This is a genomic window from Amycolatopsis sp. EV170708-02-1, assembly GCF_022479115.1.
GTDB lineage: Bacteria > Actinomycetota > Actinomycetes > Mycobacteriales > Pseudonocardiaceae > Amycolatopsis.
In genome coordinates this window covers 2143232-2165719 of sequence record NZ_CP092497.1, presented here as the reverse complement: position 1 = coordinate 2165719, position 22488 = coordinate 2143232, and the positions used below count along the sequence as shown (strand labels likewise).

Annotated in this window: 1 protein-coding gene and 1 pseudogene; both read left to right on the top strand. The window is 71.3% G+C overall.

Annotated elements, in window-relative coordinates:
• The first annotated feature begins 7 nt into the window (after positions 1–7).
• Positions 8–22271 (top strand): annotated as a pseudogene (locus tag MJQ72_RS45030) (non-ribosomal peptide synthase/polyketide synthase).
• Positions 22268–22477 (top strand): MbtH family protein, encoded by a 210-nt coding sequence (locus MJQ72_RS09945; RefSeq protein ID WP_219152184.1) that lies wholly within the window; start codon positions 22268–22270, stop codon positions 22475–22477. Before MJQ72_RS45030 ends, MJQ72_RS09945 begins: the two are co-directional and overlap by 4 nt.
• Positions 22478–22488: the final 11 nt, after the last annotated feature.

The window sequence follows — 22488 nt, the reverse complement described above, 5'->3', positions numbered from 1 at the left end:
CAACCCGATGAACCGCGGCTTTCCCCTGACCCCGGCACAGCAGGGGATCTGGCTCGCCCAGCAGCTCGACCCGGCCGATCCGGTGTACACGATCGGCTGGGTCGTGGAGCTTCGCGGCGAGGTCGACATCACCCGGCTGGGTGGCGCCGTTCGGCGGGCGGTCGCGGAGGCGGAATGCCTGCACGTCACGGTGGAGCTGGACGGCGACACGCCGGTCCAGCGCCCGGTCGCCCCCGGGGAGATCACCGTTCTCGACTTCAGCGGTGAGCCGGATCCCGAGCGGGCCGCCGACGAGTGGACGCGGGCCGAACTCGCCGTCGTGACCGACCCCGCCAGGGGGCCGCTCACCGCGCATACGCTGCTGATCCTGGCCGTCGACCGGGTCCGCTGGTTCCAGCGCTACCACCACCTCGTGATGGACGCGCACGGGCAGGCCGTCCTGACCCGCCGCGCGGCGGCCCTCTATTCGGGTACCGCCGAGGAGGTTTCCTGGCCGCTCGCGGGCTTGGCCGAGTCCGGGTACGACGGCGAAGCCGATCGCGGCTACTGGCTCGGAGAACTGGCGGGCAGGCCGAATCCGGTGCGGCTGCTCGGCCGCGCGTCGGCGGGCCGGGTCCGGCTCCGGCGGCATTCGTTGGAACTGCCCGCGGCGGAGGCCGGCCGTCTGCGGAAGTTCGCGCTGGACGCGGGGACGAGGCTGTCCCGGGTCGCGATCGCCGCCGTGGCGGCGTACGCCCACCGCGTGACCGGTGCCGAAGACCTCGTCCTCGGCCTGCCGGTCACCGCTCGCACCACTCGCGCGCTGCGTGAGCAGCCGGGCATGGTCTCCAACGTCCTGCCGCTGCGGCTGACCGTTCGGCCCGAGACGACGCCGTCGCGGCTCGTCGCCCAGGTCGCGGAGAAGGTCTCCGCGATGCTGGAGCACAGCCGGTACCGCGGGGAGGACCTGGCCCGCGAACTCGGCGCGAGCGGCGGGGTGCACGAACTCGTCGGGCTGAGCGTGAACTACATGGCCGTGGACGGCGAACTCGCGTTCGGCGACGCGAGCGCGGCGGTGCGCAACCTCGAACTCGGGCCGATCAGCGACGTCGCCATCGCCGTGTACGACGCCGGTGAAGGCAGGGGCCTCCGCTTCGACTTCGACGCCGACGAGGCAGTCTCTTCCGACGACGAACTCGCCGACCATCGCCGCCGGTTCGCCGCCGTCCTGGACGCCCTGCTGGAGGGCCCGGACCTGCCGCTGGCCGCCATCGACCTGCTTTCGGCGGAGGAACGGGCCCGGGTCCTGGAACTCGGGACCGCCGTCGCGGAGTCGCCCGAGGTGTCCTGGCCCGAGGCGTTCGCCAGGGTCGTGGCACGGAAGCCGGACGCCGAGGCCGTCGTCTGCGAAGACGTCCGGATGACCTACGCCGAGGTCGACGCGGCGGCCAACCGGCTCGCGCGGCTGCTGCGGCGACGCGGGGTCGGTGACGAGGACGTGGTCGGCGTGGCGATGCCGCGTTCGGCCGAGCTCGTGGTCGCCCTGCTCGGCGTCATGAAGGCCGGGGCCGCGTATCTCCCGCTCGACCTGGACCACCCCGAGGACCGCCTCGCGTACATGCTCGCGCACGCGGGTGCGGGGATCGTGGTGTCCACTGTGGAGGAGTCGGCGCAGCTGCCGTCCGGGGTGGACGTCGAACGGATCCTGCTCGACGACCCTGCGATCGCCGCCGAACTCGCGGAGCTCGATCCGTCCACTGTGGACGTGAGCGGGATCGCGCTGAGTCAGGCCGCGTATGTCATCTACACCTCGGGCTCGACGGGGAAGCCGAAGGGTGTTGTCCTGTCCCACGATGGGATCGGCAGCCTGATCAGCACGGCGACCGAACGGATCGGCATCGGCGAGGACAGCCGGGTGGTGCAGTTCGCCTCCACCGGGTTCGACGTGACGGTCTGGGATCTGGTCATGTCGCTGTGCGTCGGCGGGACGCTGATCGTGGTCCCGTCGCACCGCCGCGTCGCGGGCGTCGAGCTGACCGGCTACATCGCCGCCAACGCGGCGACGCATATGATCCTGCCGCCGTCGCTGGTCGCGGCGCTCCCGGCGGACTGCGAACTGCCGAAGGGCGCGGTGCTGATCGTCGGCACCGAAACCGTCCCGCCGGAACTGATCGCGCGCTGGGCCGAAGACCTGAAGGTCGTCGCCGCGTACGGGCTGACCGAGGCGACGGTGAACTCGACGCTGTGGGCGGCCGAGCCCGGCTGGAGCGGGCCGATCCCGATCGGCGTCCCGGATCCGAACACCCGCTGCTATGTCCTGGACACCGCGCTGCGGCCGGTCCCGGTCGGCGTCGAAGGGGAGCTGTACGTCGGCGGTCGCGGTCTCGCCCGGGGCTACGCGGGACGACCGGGGCTGTCGGCGGAGCGTTTCGTCGCCGACCCGTTCGCCGGTGGTGGCGCGCGGATGTACCGCACCGGCGACCGGGTGCGGTGGCGCGCGGACGGGAACCTCGACTTCCTCGGCCGCACCGATCACCAGGTCAAGATCCGCGGCTTCCGGATCGAACCCGGGGAGGTCGAATCCGCTCTCGCCGCGTACGCCGGGGTTGAGCGGATCGCCGTCGTGCCGCGCGAGGTCAAGCCGGGGGACCGGCGCCTGGTGGCGTACGTCGTCCCGAGCGCCGGCGGATCACCGTCGCTGCCGAAGGAACTGCGCGCCCACGCGGAATCGGCGTTGCCGCATTACATGGTGCCGTCGGCCTTCGTGGAACTCGACCGGCTGCCGATCATGCCGAACGGCAAACTGGACCGCACCGCGCTGCCCCTGCCCGATTTCGGCGCCGCCGCCACCGGTCGCGCGCCGGGCACCGAACGGGAACGGATCCTGTGCGACGTCGCCGCCCGGGTCCTCGGCCTGGCCACGTTCGGTGCGGACGACGACTTCTTCTCCCTCGGCGGCGACAGCATCCTCTCGATCCGGCTCGTGCTGGGCGCGGCGGAACACGGTCTCGCCATCACCCCGCGCCAGGTGTTCCAGCACCGGACGCCCGAAGCCCTGGCCGTCTGCGCGGAAGCAGTGCGCACCGAGTCCACTGTGGACGGGCGGCCACTGCTGGAGCTGACCGACGCCGAACATGCGTCGCTCGCCGAGTACGCCGACGTCCTGCCCGTGACGCCGTTGCAGGAAGGGTTCTTCTTCCACGCGGAGTTCGAAGGCGGCTCGGCAGCCGACATCTACACGGTCCAGGAGGTCCTGGACCTCGAAGGCGACGTCGACCCCGAGGCGTTGCGCCGTTCGGTGCAGGCGCTACTGGACCGGTATTCGTCGTTGCGGTCCGGTTTCCGGCAGCTCGACGGCGGCCGGGTCGTCCAGACGGTGGCGCGGCACGCCGAGCTTCCTTGGCGCGAAGTCGCTTCCGAAGACGCCGAGGCGGCCTTCGAAGCCGATCGCGCGCGCCGGTTCGATTTCGCCCGGCCGCCGCTGCTGCGGGCGACCTTGACCCGGCTCGGTCGGGATCGCGCCAAGCTGGCGCTCACGTTCCATCACATCATCGCCGACGGCTGGTCGGTCGTGGTGCTGCTCCGTGAACTGCTGGCGGCATACGGGGGAGCACCCGTACTTCCGGAACCGGCGACGCGCGCCGATCACCTGCGGCGGCTCGCGTCGCGCGATCACGAGGGCTCACGCGAGGCCTGGCGGGCAGCACTGTCCGGAGTGGACGAACCCACCCGGCTGATCGACGAACGGGCCGGCGTGGCGAGACGGCCCTCGCGGCTGCACTTGAGCCTCGGCGAACAGGCGACGACGGCGTTGTCCGCGATGGCACGCGAGTACGGGCTCACCCTCGGCACCGTCCTGCACGGCGCCTGGGGCCTCCTGCTCGGCGGGCTGACCGGCCGGGACGACGTGCTGTTCGGGAGCACGGTCTCCGGCCGTGACACCGGCGCCGCCGGCCTCGAATCGGCGGTCGGCCTCTACATCAACACGGTGCCCGTGCGGCTGCGCTGGTCGGGCGCCGAGACCGTCGGCGCCGTGCTGCGACGGCTGCAGGACGAGCAGGCGGCCCTGCTGGACCACCAGCATCTCGGCCTCGGTGAACTGCAGCGTCTCGCGGGCGCGGGGCAGGAAGAACTGTTCGACACGCTTGTCGTCGTCGAGAACTTCCCGCGCGACGACGAGCGCGCGTCCGGAACTCTCCGCCTCACCGGAGTCGAAGTCACCGACGCGGTGCACTTCCCGGTCGCGGTGATCGCGACACCGGGTGAAGACCTGGGGTTCAGCCTCAAATTCGACGCCGCCCGGATCGACGCGGTGGCGGCCGGTCAGCTCGCGGAACGGTTCGCCCGGCTGCTGGAGACGCTGACCGCGAACCCCGGCCTGCCGGTCGCCGCGCTCGACCTCTTGTCGCCCGCCGAACGCGGCCGCCTCGCCGAACTCAACGCGACCGCGCACCCCGTGCCGGAGCGCACGCTGGCCGAGGCCTTCGCCGAGCAGGTCGCCAAGACACCGTCCGCGACAGCGGTGATGTTCAAGGACATCGAACTGTCCTATGCGGACCTCGACGCGCGCGCGGAGAGCCTGGCCCGCAGGCTGCGTTCCCTGGGCGCCGGTCCCGAAGAGGTCGTGGCGGTCGCCGTGCCCAGGTCGGCGGAGCTGATGGTCGCTCTGCTGGGCGTCCTCAAATCCGGGGCCGCCTACCTGCCGATCGACCTCGACTATCCGGCCGACCGGCTCGAATACATGCTGGCCGATTCCGGCGCGCGTCTCGTGCTCTCCGAACCCGGGACGGCGGCGCGGATCCCGAATGTCGCCGGACTGACTCAGGTCCCCGTGACCGGCGAGCCCGTCGACGACATCGAGGGTCTCGCCGCCGGACCGGACAACACGGCCTACCTGATCTACACGTCCGGATCGACGGGGCGGCCGAAGGGGGTGGCCGTCACCCATCGCGCGATCGTCAACCGGCTCGCGTGGATGCAGCACGAATACCGGCTCACGGCCTCGGACCGCGTGCTGCAGAAGACGCCGTCGAGTTTCGACGTGTCCGTGTGGGAGTTCTTCTGGGCGCTGTGCGAAGGCGCGACGGTGGTGCTGGCCGAACCGGACGGTCACCGCGATCCCGCCTATCTCGCGCGCGTGATCCGCGACCGGCGGATCACCACCCTGCACTTCGTCCCGTCGATGCTTGCCGCCTTCCTCGGCAGCGACGAGGCCACCGGCGACCTCGGATCGTTGCGTCAGGTGTTCTCCAGCGGAGAGGCGCTGCCCGGCGAGACCGCCGCGCGGTGGCGCTCGCTGACCGGTGTCCCGCTGCACAACCTCTACGGCCCCACCGAGGCGGCCGTGGACGTGACCTTCTTCGCCAGCACCGGCGACGACGGCACCACCGTCCCCATCGGACGTCCGGTGTGGAACACGCGGCTACACGTCCTCGACAACTGCCTTCGCCCGGTGCCCGACGGCGTGGCGGGCGAGCTGTACCTCGCCGGTGTCCAGCTGGCCCGCGGTTACCACGGACGGCCCGGCCTGACCGCCGAACGCTTCGTCGCCGACCCGTTCGGCGAACCCGGGCAGCGGCTGTACCGCACCGGTGACCTGGTGCGCCGCCGCGCCGACGGCGAGATCGAGTACCTCGGCCGCACCGACCGGCAGGTGAAGATCCGCGGCAACCGGATCGAACTCGGCGAGATCGAAGCCGTCCTCGTCGCGCAGCCGGAGGTCACGGCCGCGACGGTCGTGGCGAAGGACGGCGCGCTCGTCGGCTACGTCGCCGGGAACGCGGATCCGGAGAGCCTGCGGACCGCGCTCGGCGAGGCACTGCCCGCGCCGATGGTCCCGCAGGCATTCGTCGTCCTCGACGAATTCCCCTTGACCCCCAGTGGAAAACTCGACATCCGGGCCCTGCCCGCACCCGAGACCAGCCGGACCGAAGCCGCGCCGGGGAACGATCAGGAGCGCGCGCTCGCGCGGATCTTCGCCGACGTCCTCGGCCTGGAGACCGTCGGCGCCGACGGCGACTTCTTCCTGCTGGGCGGCGACAGCATCTCGTCGATCGCCGTGTCGAGCCGCGCCCGGCGGGCCGGATTCGAACTGAGCCCCAAGGACGTGTTCGAACTCCGGACCCCGGCCGCGCTCGCCGCGTCCGCGATGCCGGCCGAGCCGGTGGCCGACGCCGACGGTATCGGGGCCGTCCCCCTGCTGCCGGAAGTTCTCCGGCTGCGTGAGCTGGGCGACGACGTGCAGCCGGAGTCCGTGCTGCTGACCGTGCCGGCCGGGGCCGACGTCGAGACGCTCGCCGCGGCCCTGCAGCTCGTGCTCGACCACCACGACGGCCTGCGGCTGCGGCTGTCGCGTGTCGCGTCGGTGCTGTGGTCGCTCGAAGTCCGTCCACAAGGGACTGTCCAGGCCGCGGACCTGCTCCGTCACGCGACCGGATCTCTCGAAGACGAACGCCGGGCCGCCGCCGGCCGGTTGCCGGACAACCTGCTGCAGGCCGTCTTGTTCGACGAACCGGGCGGGCTGCTCCTGGTCGCGCATCCGGTCCTGGTGGACGCGCGGAGCCTGACGACGCTGACCGCCGACCTCGCGATCGCCTGGCAGGCCGTGACCGAGGGCCGCCCGCCGGTGTTCACGCGAGCGCGGACGTCGTTGCGGACGATCGCCCGCCGGATCGCCGACGCGGCGCAGGACCCCGCGCTGCTCGGCGAGATCGAGCACTGGGCCGAGACGCTGACGCCGGTCACCTTCGAGGTCGACGGCGATGGTGGCACTGAACGCCGGATCACCTTGTCCGTCGAGGACACCCGGACCCTCGTCGGAGCGCTGCCGTCCGCCGTGCACGGCGACGTCACCGACGTGCTTCTGACGGCGCTGAAGATCGCCGTCGGCGGTGACCTCCTCGTCGATCTGCACGGCCGGGTCGACCCGTCGGACACGATCGGCGCGCTCACCTCGGTGCGTCCGGTGCGGATCACCGCCTCCGGCGAACCGCTCGCGATGCTCAAGGCGGTCAAGGAAACCGTCCGGAGGACACCCGAGGGCTACGGCCCGCTGCGGTACCTCAACACGCAGACCGGGCCGCTGCTCGCCGGGCTCGCGAAGCCGCCGATCGCCCTGCGGTACGACGGCCGAATCCCGGCCGGGCAGGGGGACTGGCAGGTCGCCGGGTACGCCGCCGTGCCGCCGTCGGGCGACCACGTCGTGCGGATCGGGGTCGCCTGCGAGGAGACCGAGGACGGGCCGAGGCTGACCGCGACGTTCGCGGGGGCGGGCGGAGCGCTCGCCGAACGGTGGGCCGCCGCCCTGGCCGATCTCGCGGCCGTGGACACGAACGCGCCGGTGGGGCTCACGCCGTCCGACCTCGAACTGGTGTCGCTGACCCAGGAGGAGATCGCTCGCGTCGAGCGGTCCAGCCCGGTGCCGGTCGCCGACGTCTGGCCGTTGTCACCGCTGCAGGAAGGCCTGTTCTTCCACTCCAGCTACAACTCCGGCCGAGTCGACATCTACACGATCCAGGAGGCGATCGACTTCGATCACCGCCTCGACGCCGATCGCCTGCGGGCGGCGGTGTCCGCGCTGCTGCGGCGGATCCCGAGCCTCGGCGCCGGTTTCACCAGCGAGGGGCTGCGCGGTCCGGTGCAGTTCGTGGCGGCCGCGGTCGCGCCACCGGTGTCCGAAGTGGACCTTTCGACGTTGCCCGAAGACGAGCAGCGTGAACGGCTCGAAGAACTCATGGCGCAGGACCGCGCGACGCGGTTCGACCTCGGCGCCCCGCCGCTGTTCCGGCTGAAACTGGTGCGGCTCGGGGACGGCCGCGACCGGGTGGTGCTGAACCGGCATCTGCTGCTCTGGGACGGCTGGTCCGCCTGGCTCTTCATCGAGCAGCTGTTCGCGCTGTACGACCTCGGCGGCGACGACCGGACACTGCCCGCGGCCGGGTCCTATGTGGACTTCCTGCGCTGGCTGGACCGGCAGGATATCGAGGCCGCCACGAGCGCCTGGCGCGAAGCGCTCTCCGGTCTCGCCGAGCCGACCGTCGTCGGGCCCGAAGGCCGTGACCTGGCCCCGGCGACCCCGGTCAATCTGGACACCGTGCTGCCCGCCGGCCTGAGCCGCGGGCTGCGCGAGCAGGCCCGCAGGCACGGTCTCACGGTGAACTCCGTGCTCAACGCCGCCTGGGGCCTGGTCCTCTCGACCATGACCGGACGGCAGGACGTCGTGTTCGGCGCCGCGGTCGCGGGCAGGCCGGCCGCCGTGCCCGAGATCGAGAACACCATCGGCCTGTTCCTCAACACCGTGCCGACCCGGGTGCGGCTCGACGCGGCCGAATCGGTGCTCGACCTGGTGCGACGCCTGCAGTCCGAGCGGATGGACCTGACCCCGTACGAGTTCATGAGCCTCGGGGTCCTGCAACGCGAAGCCGGGCACCGCGTCCTCTTCGACACGCTTTTCGTGCTGCGCAACGCCGATGGTGACGAACGGCGCGACGGCCTCCGCCACCGGCACGGCATCACCGACCTGCTGAACATCGACGCCACGCATTACCCGCTGACGCTGGTGGTCACCCCTGGCGAGGAAACGCGGGTCACGCTGTCCTACCGGGACGACGTCATCGACGCCGCCGAGGCCGCGTCGGTGCTCGACCGGTTCACGTCACTGGTCGCGCAGATCGTCGACGACCCGGCGAAACCGGTCGCCGCGCTGGCCACGGTGTCCACCGAGGACCGTGCCGCGCTGGAAGCGGGCTGGGCCGAGGCCGAACACCCGGTCATCGAGGACACGATCGCGGATCTGCTCGCCGTCCAAGCGGAGCGGACTCCCGACGAGACGGCCTTGGTGTTCGGTGAAGAGCAGCTGACCTACGCCGAACTCGACGCGCGGATCAACCGGATGGCCCGGCTTCTGCTGGCCAAGGGCGCCGCGCCGGAACAGGTGATCGCCCTCGGCCTGCCGCGTTCGATCGACATGGTCGTCGCGCTGTTCGCCGTGCTGCGGACGGGCGCTGCGTACCTGCCACTGGAACTCGACTACCCGGTCGAGCGGCTCGCGATGATGCTGGAGGACGCGCGGCCGCTCTGCTTGGTGTCCACAAAGGACGTCTCGGCGACACTGCCCGGCGCCACGCCCCGGGTGCTCGTCGACGACCACGAAGACAGGGCGTTCGGTGGCGGCCCGATCTCCGACGCCGAACGCCCGCTGTTCGCGCGCAGCCGCGCGGACCGCATGGAACACCCGGCGTACGTCATCTACACCTCGGGCTCGACGGGTAAACCCAAGGGCGTCGTCACGCCGTACCGCGGCCTGACGAACATGCAGCTCAACCACCAGGGCGCGATCTTCGCCCCGGCCATCGCGTCGGCGGGCGGGCGGCGGCTGCGGATCGCGCACACCGTGTCGTTCGCCTTCGACATGTCCTGGGAAGAGCTGCTGTGGCTCGTGGAGGGGCACGAGGTCCACGTCTGCGACGAGGAACTGCGACGGGACGCGCGGGCGCTCGTGGCGTACTGCGACGAGCACGAGGTCGACGTCGTCAACGTGACGCCGACGTACGCGCACCTGCTCATCGAGGAAGGGCTGCTGGAGGGGCACCGGCCCGCGCTGGTCCTGCTCGGCGGCGAGGCGGTGTCGGAGTCGGTGTGGAACCGGCTGCGCGACACCGACGGCACCTACGGCTACAACCTGTACGGCCCCACCGAGTACACGATCAACACGCTCGGCGGCGGCACGACCGACAGCGACACCCCGACCGTGGGCAAGCCGATCTGGAACACCCGCGCCTACATCGTCGACGCCTGGCTCCGGCCGGTCCGCGACGGTGTCGCGGGTGAGCTCTACATCGCGGGCGAAGGCCTGGCGCGCGGCTACCTGGGCCGTCCCGGCCTGACCGCCGAACGGTTCGTCGCCGACCCGTTCGTGCCGGGGGCGGGCGGATGTACCGCACCGGTGACCTGGTGCGCCGCCGACCGGACGGGAACCTCGACTTCCTCGGCCGCACCGACGACCAGGTCAAGATCCGGGGCTACCGCGTGGAACTCGGCGAGATCGAGACCGCGCTCAGCCGGTACCCGGAGGTCGCGCAGGCCGCCGTCATCGCGCGGCCCGACCCGTCGGCGCCCGGTCTGCAGCGGCTCATCGGCTACGTCGTCCCGGCCGAGCTGAGCGGGGACGCCCGCGCCGAAGCGGAAGCCGACCAGGTCGGCGAATGGCAGCAGATCTACTCGGACGAGTACACCGAGATCCCGACCGCGTTGTTCACCGAGGACTTCGCGGGCTGGGACTCCAGCTACGACGGCGACCCGATCCCGCTGGAGCATATGCGGGAATGGCGGCGCGCGACCGTCGACCGCATCGCCGAACTCAAGCCGGAACGGGTGCTGGAGATCGGTGTCGGCACCGGTCTGCTCATGGGGCAGATCGCGCCGCTGGCCCGGGAGTACTGGGGCACCGACCTCGCCGCGCCCGTGATCGCGAAGCTGAACCGCGAGCTGGAACAGGATCCGGCGCTGGCGGCCAAGGTGAACCTGCGTGCCCAGCCGGCGCACGTGTTCGACGGCCTGCCCGCCGGCCGGTTCGACACGATCGTGATCAACTCCGTCATCCAGTACTTCCCGAGCGTCGATTACCTGACCGACGTCATCACCAAGGCGATCGGGCTGCTCGCGCCCGGCGGTGCGCTGTTCGTCGGCGACGTCCGGAACCTGCGGCTCGCCCGCGCCTTCCACACCGCGATCCAGCTCACCCGCGCCGACGCCACCTCCGACGTCGCCCAGGTACGGCGCGCGATCGAACGCGGTGCCGCGCTGGAGAAGGAACTGCTGATCGACCCGGACTACTTCACCGCGCTCGCGCGGCGGCTCCCGGACGTCGCCGCGCAGGTCCGGATCAAACGGGCCCGGCTGCACAACGAGCTGAGCCGGTACCGCTACGACGCGGTCCTGGTGAAAGAGCCCACTGAGACCTTCTCGGTCGCGCAGGCGCCGCGGTTGTCGTGGGAAGAAGTGGGCTCCCTGGCCGCGTTGGAAGACCGCCTCACCGGCGTGGAAACGCTGCGGGTGAGCCGGATCCCGGACGCGCGGCAGATGCCCGAGGTCGAGGCCACCCGCGCGCTGGACGCCGGTGCGCCGCTCATCGACGTCCTGGAGTTGTTCCGCGCTCCGGCCGGGGTCGAGCCGGAGGACGTGCACGACCTCGGCGAGCGGCTCGGGTTCCGGGTGTTCAGCACCTGGTCGGCCGACGGCGCGTTCGAAGCCGTATTCGTCCACAAGGGACAGATGGACGGGCTGGTCACCGGTGTGCATCAACCGGTTTCGGTGGGCACGAGCCTGGCCAAGTACGCCACGAGCCCGACGGCGGCCCGCGGCGGCGGCGAACTGGTGCAACGCCTGCGGGACCGGCTCAAGACGGAACTGCCGGACTACATGGTCCCGGCCGCGTTCGTCACGCTCGGCGCCCTGCCGTTGACCGACAACGGCAAGCTCAACACCCGCGCGCTCCCGGACGCGGAGCAGACGGTGCGGCTCGCCGAAAGCCGTCCGGCCGAGACCGCCGAGGAAGAGAAGCTGTGCGCGCTCTTCGGCGAGGTCCTCGGCGTGGAGGGGGTCGGCGTCGAGGACAACTTCTTCGACCTCGGCGGCCATTCCCTGCTCGCCACCCGGCTCATCAGCCGGGCCCGCACCGAACTCGGCGCCGAACTGGCCATCCGTGACCTGTTCGAAGCGCCGACGGTCGCCGAGCTGGCCGCTCGCGCGGGCGGCGGCGAACCGGCGCGGCCGGCCGTGGTCCGCGCCGAGCGACCCGCTCGCATCCCGCTTTCGGCCGCTCAGCGCAGCCTCTGGCTCGTCGATCGGATGGAAGCGAACGCGGTCGCCTACAACTTCCCGCTGACCTTCCGTCTGCGCGGCGATCTGGACCCGGCAGCTCTGCGGGCCGCGCTCGGCGACGTGCTCGGCAGGCACGAAGTCCTGCGGTCCGTCTTCGACGAGCACGACGGGGAGCCCTACCAGCGCGTTCTCGACGCGCCGGAGATCCCGTTCGCGGTCGAGGACTGCGACGAGACCGGGCTGGACGCCCGGATCGCCGAGCTCTCGCGGGCACCGTTCGACCTGGCGCGGGAGATCCCGGTCCGGCTGCGGGTCCTGCGCCTCGGCGAAGACGACCAGGTGATCTCGCTGGTCCTGCACCACAGCGCGACCGACGAATGGTCCGACCGGCCGTTCCTCGGCGACCTGACGTCGGCCTATCGGGCGCGGCTCGCCGGTGACAGTCCCTTGTGGACGGACCTCCCGGTGCAGTACGCCGATTTCGCTTTGTGGCAAGAGAACTTCCTCGACCAGCACGGTGCGGCGCAGGTCGCCTTCTGGGCCGATGCGCTGCGCGGCGCGCCGGACGAGCTGACCTTGCCACTGGACCGCCCCCGCCCGCTCCAGCCGACGGGCAAGGGCGGAAAGGTGAAATCCCCGCTCTCCGAGGAACTTTCGGCCGCGGTGCGCGACCTGGCGGCGAAGGCGGGAGCGAGCCCGTTCATGGTGCTCCAGGCCGCGGTGGCCGCGCTGCTGCACCGGCTCGGTGCCGGGGACGACATCCTGCTGGGCGCCCCGATCGCCGGACGGACCGACGCGGCGCTCGACGACCTCGTCGGGTTCTTCGTGAACACCCTGGTGCTGCGGACCGACCTCTCCGGCGAGCCGACGTTCGCCGCCCTGCTCGACCGGGTGCGCGAGGCCGACCTGGCCGCGTTCTCACACGGCGACCTGCCGTTCGAAAGCGTCGTCGAGCGACTGAACCCGCCCCGGGTGCCGGGGCGCAACCCGCTGTTCCAGGTGATGGTCGGTTACCACCGGCAGGGCGACGCGCGCGACGTGCTCGGACTGCCCGCCGAGTGGTTCGAGATGGACACCGGCATGGCGAAGTTCGATCTGCACTTCACGATGGTCGACGACGGAACCACGGCCACGGTGATGCTGGAGTACGCCGAAGACCGCGCCGGCGAGACGACGGCCGCGCGCCTGCTGGACCGGCTCACGGCTCTGCTGGAGCAGGTCACCGCCGACCCCGAGCGGCCGGTCGCCGCCCTCGACCTGCTCGTCGGCGACGAGCTCGCGCGGGTCACGGAGTGGAACCGCACGGCCTGGGAAGTCCCGGCCGCCACGTTGCCGGAGTTGTTCGAAGCACAGGTCGCGCGGACACCGGATGCGACCGCCGTGGTGTTCGAGGACATCGAGCTCTCCTATGCGGAGTTCGACGCGCGGGCGAATCGGCTGGCGCAGTGGCTGGCCGAGCAGGGTGTGGGTGCGGAGTCGGTGGTGGCGGTGTCGCTGCCGCGGTCGATCGACCTGGTCGTCGCGTTGTACGCCGTGCACAAGGCCGGTGGCGCCTACCTGCCGATCGACCGTGACTACCCGGCGGATCGCATCGCGTTCATGCTCGAAGACACCACGCCCGCGGTCGTGCTCGACGAGCTGCCCGATCTCGACGGGTACTCCGGCGAGAGCTTGGGGCGGATCGTCGACCCGTCGTCCCCGGCGTATGTGATCTACACATCGGGTTCGACGGGGCGGCCCAAGGGTGTCGTGGTGCCGCATGCGGGCATCGTGAACCGGTTGCTGTGGATGCAGGACGAGTACGGGCTGACGGCAGACGATCGGGTGCTGCAGAAGACGCCGTCGAGTTTCGACGTGTCGGTGTGGGAGTTCTTCTGGCCGCTCATCACCGGCGCGACACTGGTGGTCGCCAAACCCGAGGGGCACAAGGACCCGGCGTATCTCGCCGAGCTGATCCGCACGGCCGGTATCACGACCGTCCACTTCGTCCCATCGATGCTCGCGCTTTTCCTGGAGACGGCGGACTGCACCGGTTTGCGGCGCGTGATCTGCAGTGGCGAGGCGTTGCCGTCGGACCTGGCGGCTCGCGTGGACGTCCCGCTGTACAACCTTTACGGGCCGACCGAAGCGTCCGTCGACGTGACCGCTTGGCGGGCCGGTGCCGAGACGACGCCGTCCGTCCCGATCGGGCGTCCGGTGTGGAACACGCGGACGTACGTGCTGGACGCGCGCCTGAACCCGGTCCCGCCGGGTGTTCCCGGTGAGCTCTACCTCGCGGGTGCGCAGCTCGCTCGCGGGTACCTGGCCCGCCCGGCGCTGACCGCCGAGCGGTTCGTCGCCGACCCGTCCGGCGGCCCGGGGGAGCGGATGTACCGCACCGGGGATCTCGCGCGCTGGTCGGACGACGGCGCGCTGGAGTTCCTGGGCCGGGTCGACGACCAGGTCAAGATCCGCGGCTTCCGGGTCGAACTCGGCGAGGTCGAGGCGGCTCTCACCGCGTCCGGGTCCGTCGCGCGCGCGGTGGTCGTCGCCCGTGAAGACCGGCTGGTCGCGTACGTCGTCGGTTCCGCCGACGGGTTGCGGGACGTGGTGGCCGCGAAGCTGCCGGAGCACATGGTGCCGTCGGCGTTCGTCGTGCTCGACGAGATCCCGCTGACCCCGAACGGGAAGCTCGACCGCAAAGCCCTGCCCGCACCCGAGTTCGCGGCCGCGGAAGGCCGTGAACCGCGCAACCCGCGGGAAGAGGCCTTGTGCGCGTTGTTCGCCGACGTGCTCGGCGTCGAGCGGGTCGGTATCGACGACGGCTTCTTCACCCTCGGCGGCCATTCGCTCCTCGTGATGCGCTTGGTCAGCCGGATCTCCGCGAGCCTGGGCGCCACCGTGACGGTTCGCGACGTCTTCGACGCCCCCACCGTCGCCGCGCTGGCCGAACGGCTCGCCGAACCGTCGGCCCAGCCCGTCCTGCGTGCCGGGAACCGGCCGGACCTGCTGCCGCTTTCACCCGCGCAGCAACGACTGTGGTTCCTGTACCGGCTCGAAGGGAGCACGCCCACCTACAACATCCCGCTCGCCTGGCGGCTGCACGGCGAGCTGGACGTGGACGCCTTGCGTGCGGCGATCGGCGACCTCGTCGAGCGGCACGAGCCGCTCCGCACGGTGTTCGTCGAAGAAGGCGGCGTCGCGGCGCAGCACATCCTGACCGACGCGCGCCCGGAGGTCCGCTTCGAGGAAGCGAATGACCTCCAGGCACAGTTGGCCACCGAGGCCGGCCGCGGCTTCGCTCTGGACGAGGAACTCCCGATCCGGGCCGCCGTCTTCGCCGTTTCGCCGGCCGAACATGTCCTGCTGCTGGTGATCCACCACGTGGCGACGGACGAGTGGTCGCAGGGACCGCTCATGGCCGACCTCGCCGCCGCGTACGAGGCGCGTCTCGGCGGAAACGCTCCACAGTGGACAGACCTGGCGGTCCAGTACGCGGACTACGCCCTGTGGCAACGCGAACTGCTCGATTCCACGGCCTCCGAGCACCTCGGGTTCTGGCAGGAAACGCTGGCGGGCCTGCCCGACGAACTGCCCCTGCCCGTGGACCGGCGGCGTCCGGCCGAATCGAGCCATCGCGGCGGTCTCGTGACCTTCCCGATCGACGCCGCGCTCACCGCACGGCTGCGTGCGGTGGCCCAGCGGCACGACGTCAGCATGTTCATGCTGGCGCAGGCCGCGGTCGCGGCGCTGCTGCACCGGCTCGGCGCCGGAGACGACATCCCGCTCGGCGCACCGAGTTCCGGCCGCGTCGACGAACGGCTGGAGCCGCTGATCGGCTTCTTCGTGAACTCGCTCGTGCTGCGCACCGACCTGTCCGGCGAGCCGGCGTTCGGCGATCTGCTGGCGCGGGTGCGCGCGACCGACCTGGCGGCCTTCGAACACCAGGAGCTGCCGTTCGAGCGTCTGGTCGACGCGGTCAACCCGGAACGTTCGCTGGCCAGGCACCCGCTGTTCCAGGTGATGGTGGTGTACCTGCCCGAAGCCGAGGACGGCCTGAAGCTGCCCGGACTTCGCGCGGAGCAAGAGGAGTTCGCGCAGGGCGTCGCCAAGTTCGACCTCGAATTCGGCTTCCTGGAGAACGGCGACGGGATCTCCGGCGCGATCGAGTACAGCGCCGACCTGTTCGACCACGCCACCGCCGAGTCGTTCGCGCGGCGGCTGGTGACCGTCCTGGAGCAGGTGGCCGCCGATCCCGCCGTCCCGGTCGGCGAGCTCGACGTCCTCGGCGAGGACGAGCGCACGGTGCTCGGGCAGTGGAACGACACCTCGCACGAGGTCCCGGCGAGCACGTTGCCGGAGTTGTTCGAAGCACAGGTCGCGCGGACACCGGATGCGACCGCGGTGGTGTTCGAGGACATCGAGCTTTCCTATGCCGAGTTCGACGCGCGGGCGAACCGGTTGGCGCGGTGGCTGGCCGAGCAGGGTGTGGGTGCGGAGTCGGTGGTGGCGGTATCGCTGCCGCGGTCTATCGATCTCGTGGTCGCCCTGTACGCGGTACACAAGGCCGGTGCGGCCTACCTGCCGCTCGACACGGACTACCCGGCCGATCGCCTCGCGTTCATGCTCGAAGACGCCGCTCCGGCGGTCGTTCTCGACGAGCTGCCGGTGCTGGACGGCTACTCCGGCGAGAGCCTGCGGCGGACCGTCGATCCCGCGTCCCCGGCGTACGTCATCTACACATCCGGATCGACCGGTCGCCCGAAGGGTGTCGTGGTGCCCCATGAGGGCATCGTGAACCGGTTGCTGTGGATGCAGGACGAGTACGGGCTCACGGCCGACGATCGGGTGCTGCAGAAGACGCCGTCGAGTTTCGACGTGTCGGTGTGGGAGTTCTTCTGGCCGCTCATCACCGGCGCCACGCTGGTGGTCGCCAAACCGGACGGGCACCGCGATCCGGCGTATCTCGAAGCGCTGATCCGGGACCAGCGGATCACGACCCTGCACTTCGTCCCGTCGATGCTGGAAGCGTTCCTCGCCGAAGAGCCGGAGTGGCACGGCGTCCGCCGCGTCCTGTGCAGCGGCGAGGCACTGTCGCCGGAGCTGGCGGCTCGCGTGACCGTGCCGCTGCACAATCTTTACGGGCCGACAGAGGCTTCGGTGGACGTGACCTCGTGGGAGGTCGTCGATGACACCGTCCCCATCGGACGTCCGGTGTGGAACACGCAGGTCCACGTGCTCGACTCCCGGCTCCGTCCGGTGCCACCGGGTGTGGCGGGAGAGCTGTACCTGGCGGGCAAGCAGCTCGCGCGTGGCTACCTCGGCCGGGCCGGGCTCACCGCGGAGCGGTTCGTGGCGAACCCGTTCGCAGCCGAAGACACAGCGGCGCAAGGCGCCTCGATGCGGGGTGGTGGCCGGGAGACGGGTGGGAGGATGTACCGCACGGGAGACCTCGCGCGGTGGCGGGCCGACGGCGTGCTCGAGTATCTCGGCCGCGCCGACGACCAGGTCAAGCTGCGCGGTTTCCGGATCGAACTGGGCGAGATCGAGTCCGTCCTCTCCGCGCGGGTGGTCCTGCGGGAGGGCAGGCTCGTCGCGTACCTGACCGGGGAAGCCGACGTCGAGGAGGCCCGGCGGCTCGCGGAGGCCACCCTGCCGGAGTACATGGTGCCGTCCGCGTTCATGGTGCTGGACGCCTTCCCGTTGACGCCCAACGGGAAACTCGACCGCAAGGCGCTGCCCGCGCCGGACTTCTCCGGTGAGGTCAGCGACGACGCCCCGCGCACGCCTCGCGAGGAACTGCTCGCGTCGCTCGTCGCGGGGGTGCTCGGGCTGGAGAAGGTCGGTGTCCACGACGACTTCTTCCGCCTCGGCGGGGACAGCATCGTCGCGATGCAGCTGGTCGGCCGCGTGCGGAGCGCCGGGCTGCTCCTGAGCCCGCGTGACGTCTTCCGGCACCGGACCGTCGCGGCCCTGGCCGAGGTCAGTGCCGTGCGGCTCGACGCACCCGCGCCCGAGAGCGGGAAGCCGCTGGTGGAACTCGACACGGGCGAGCGCGCGGAGATCCTCGACGTCGCGCCGGACACGGCCGAGGTGTGGCCGCTGACGCCGCTGCAGGCCGGGTTGCTCTTCCACGCGACGATGGACGAGGACGGACCGGACGTCTACACCGTCCAGGTTTCCTTCGATCTCGAAGGGCCGCTCGACCCGGCTCGGTTGCGTGACGCCGCTCAGGCGCTCGTCGACCGGCACTCCGTCCTGCGGACCGGCTACCGCTACCTCGCGTCCGGCCGTCCTGTCGCGCTCGTGGCGCGTTCGGTCACGGTTCCCTGGCGTTTCGTGGCTTCGCCGGACGCCGTCGAAGCGGAGATGGCCCACGACAGGCGCCGCTTCGATCCGGCGGCCGCGCCGGTGCTGCGCTTCCTGCTGCTCGCCCTGCCGGACGGACGGCACCGGCTGGTGTTCACCCACCAGCACGTGCTGCTCGACGGCTGGTCGGTGCCGCAGCTGTTCGCGGAGCTGTCCCAGCTCTACGCCGGAGCCGATCCGGCACCGGCACGCCAGTACCGAGACCATCTCGGCTGGCTCGGGAACCAGGACCGGGCGGCCGCGGAGGCCGCTTGGCGGCAGGCGCTCGACGGCCTGACCGAGCCGACCCATCTCGTCCCGCACGACCCGCAGCGCGTCCCGGCCCTGCCGGAGCGGCTGTCGCTGGAGTTGCCGGAAGAGGCGACCGAGGCGCTCACCGCGGTGGCTCGCTCGCGCGGCCTGACCCTGAACACGCTGGTCCAGACCGCGTGGAGCATCGTGCTCGGCAGGCTGACCGGCCGGTCGGACGTCGTCTTCGGCGCGACGGTCGCCGGGCGCCCGCCCGAACTGGCCGGGGTCGAGCGGATGATCGGCCTGTTCATCAACACCGTCCCGGTGCGGATCGTGCTCGACCCGGCCGAAAAGCTGGGCGACCTGCTCGACCGGGTCCAGGACGAGCAGTCGGGACTGCTCGCGCACCAGCATTACGGGCTCGCCGACATCCAGCGCGGCGCCGGGCTGGGAGAGCTGTTCGACACCCTGATGGTGTTCGAGAGCTACCCGGGCGCGGACGAGGACGAGACCGGCGCCGGGTTGCGCGGGAGATCGTGCGCCACGACGACTCCACGCACTATCCGCTCACCTGGGCGGTGGAGCCGGGAGCACGGCTGAAGCTCACCGCGGAGTACCGCTCCGACCTGTTCGAAGCCGGCCTGCCGGAACGGCTTCTCCCCGCGATGGAGCGCGTGCTCGCGGCGATGGTGTCCGACGTGGACGCTCCCGTCGGCAGGGCCGACATCCTCGGCGAGGCGGACCTGGAGCTGATCGTGCGCGGCTGGAACGGGACGGCGCGCGACGTCGAACCGTCCACTGTGGCCGGTCTGTTCGAGGATCAGGTGCGGCGTTCGCCCGGCGCGACGGCGGTGGTGTCCGGTGCGGTCGCCTTGACGTTCGCCGAACTCAACGAGCGCGCCAACCGGCTGGCCAGGGCGCTGGTCGCACACGGTGCAGGCCCTGAAGACTTCGTCGCCTTGGCGCTGCCGCGTTCGGCCGACGTGCTGCTGGCGATCATCGCGGTCCACAAGGCGGGGGCGGCATACCTGCCGCTCGACCCGGACTACCCGGCCGAACGGCTGGCCGCGATGCTCGCCGACGCGCGGCCCAAGATGATCCTGACCGAACCCGAGCTGCTGGAGTCGTTGCCCCGGACCGAGATCGAGACACTGGCGCTCTGCGCGCTCGTCACCGAGGACCGGCAGGCACACGACCTGACCGACCGGGACCGTGTCCGCCCGCTCGTCCCGGAGCATCCGGCGTACGTGATCTACACGTCGGGCTCGACCGGGACGCCCAAGGGGGTCGTCGTCCCGCATCGCGGCGTGGTGAACCTGTTCCACAGCCACCGCGCCACCTTGCACCGGCCCGCGGTCGAGGCCACCGGGAAACCGCATCTGCGGGTCGGGCACGCGTGGTCGTTCTCCTTCGACGCCTCGTGGCAGCCCCAGCTGTGGCTGCTCGACGGGCACGCCGTGCACATCGTGGACGAGGAGACCCGGCGCGATCCCGAGTTGCTCGCCGCGATGATCGACCGGGAGGGCTTCGACTTCATCGAGGTCACGCCGTCGTTCTTCGCGCAGATGGCGGACGCGGGCCTGCTCGACGGCGACCGATGCCCCCTCGCGGTGATCGGTGTCGGCGGCGAGGCCGTACCCGAGAGCCTGTGGCGCCGTCTGGCCACTTTGGACGGCACGGAGGCCTTCAACCTGTACGGCCCGACCGAGTCCACAGTGGACGCGCTGGTCGCGCGGATCGGCGACAGCGACAAGCCGCTGGTCGGCAGGCCGGTCGCGAACACCCGGGCCTACGTGCTGGACGCCGCGCTGCGGCCGGTGCCGCCCGGCGTCACCGGTGAGCTGTACCTCGCCGGAGCCGGGCTCGCCCGCGGTTATCTCGGGCGGGCGGCGCTGACGTCGGAGCGGTTCGTGGCGGATCCCTTCGGCCCGGCGGGAGCCCGGATGTACCGCACCGGGGACCTCGCCCGCTGGACCGCGGACGGGCGCCTGGACTTCGGCGGTCGCGCCGACGACCAGGCGAAGATCCGCGGTTTCCGGGTCGAACCCGGTGAGATCGAAGCCGTGCTCGAACGGCACGGCGAGGTCGCTCAAGCCGTCGTCCTGGTACGCGAGGACCGTCCCCGGGTCAAGCAGCTCGTGGCGTACGTCGTGTCCACTGTGGATCGGGACGAGCTGCGGCGGTTCGCGGCCGGGACGCTGCCGGACTACATGGTCCCGGCCGCGTTCGTCACGCTCGACGCGCTTCCCGTGCTGTCGAACGGGAAGCTGGATCGCAAGGCGCTGCCGGCGCCGGACTACTCGGAGCTGGCCGGTGGCCGCGCGCCCGAGACCGCGCTGGAGAAGACGCTGTGCGCGCTCTTCGCGGAAGTGCTCGATGTGCCGGAGTTGGGTGCCGAGGACGACTTCTTCGCCCTGGGCGGGGACAGTATCGTCGCGATGCGGCTGGTCGGCCGGGCACGCGCGGCCGGGCTGAAGATCACGCCGCACGAGGTGTTCGCGCGCCGGACGGTCGCGGCGCTGGCCGAGGTCGCGGAACGGATCGAGGACGACGGCGCGGTCGCGCTCACGCCGATCATGCACGCGCTTCGCGAACTCGGCGGCCCGATCGACGGTTACCATCAGGCCGCGCTGGTGCGGACGCCCGCCGGGATGACCGGTGAGCAGCTGAAGACCGTGCTCGGTGCGCTCGTGGCCAGGCACGACATGCTGCGCGCGCGGCTCGACCGGTCCGAGGACGGCTGGGTGCTCCGGGTGGCCGAATCCGCCGAAGTGCCCGTCGAACGTGTCGACGCCGAGGACGGCGATCTGTTCGCTCTGATCGAGCGGCACGCGGAGCCGACCCGCGCCAGGCTGAAGCCGGACGACGGCGTGATGCTGAGCGCGACCTGGTTCGACGCGGGTGCGTCGGGCCCCGGCCGATTGCTGCTGATGATCCATCACCTGGCCGTCGACGGCGTCTCGTGGCGGATCCTGCTGCCGGACCTCGCTTCCGCCTGGGAAGCGGTCGCACGCGGTGAGGTGCCGGCGCTGTCCTCTGTGGACACGTCGTTCCGGCGATGGTCGCGAACACTGTCCACACAGGACCGTTCCGGTGAACTGGACCGGTGGAAATCGGTGCTGGGCGGCGGGGATCCGATCCTGCTGGACCGGCCGCTCGACCCCGCCCGGGACGTGCAGGCGACCGTGCGAAAGGTGTCGCTGAGGCTGCCGGTCGAGCGGACGGCCCCGCTGCTGTCGCGGGCGACGATCAACGACGTCCTGCTCACCGGTCTCGCCCTCGCCGTCGCCCGTTGGCGCCGGGACGGGGGACAGGCGGTGCTGGTCGACGTCGAGGGGCACGGCCGTGAAGAGGAACTGGCTGACCTTTCGCAGACTGTCGGCTGGTTCACCAGCGTCGTCCCGGTGTGCCTGGACCTGGGCGACGTCGACCTGGACGACGCGTTCGCGGGCGGACCCGCCGCCGATGACGCGCTGGAACGGGTCCGGGCCCATCTCGACGGGCTGTCGGACGGCGGTATCGGGCACGGTGTGCTCCGCTACCTCGACCCGCGCACCGGGCCTGAACTCGCGAAGTTCGCGAAACCGCAGATCGAGTTCAACTACCTGGGCCGTATCGGCGTCCCTGAAGCGACCGACTGGTCGTACGCGCCGGAGGCCGAGGCCGCCGAACTCGGCGCCGACGACGGGATGCCGGTCTCGCACGCGCTGACGGTCAACGTCCTGGCCGAGGACCGCCCCGGCGGCCCCGAACTGGGCGCACACTGGTCGTGGCCGGAGGCCGTGCTCACCGAAGACTCGGTGCGGGAACTCGCGGAAGGCTGGTTCCTCGCGCTGGAAGCGCTCGTCCGCCGGGCTGATTCACCGGCCGTAGAGAAGGAGAACAAGGAATGACGAACCCGTTCGAGAACCCCGACGGCACGTACCTGGTGCTCGTCAACGACGAAGGGCAGCACAGCCTGTGGCCCGAGTTCGTCGAGGTCCCGGCGGGCTGGACCACGAAGTTCGGCCCGGCCTCGCGTCCGGAGTGCCTCGAGTACGTCGAGACCCACTGGACCGACCTGCGGCCCGCTTCGCTCGTCAAGGCCATGGAGTCCTGACCCGCTTCGGT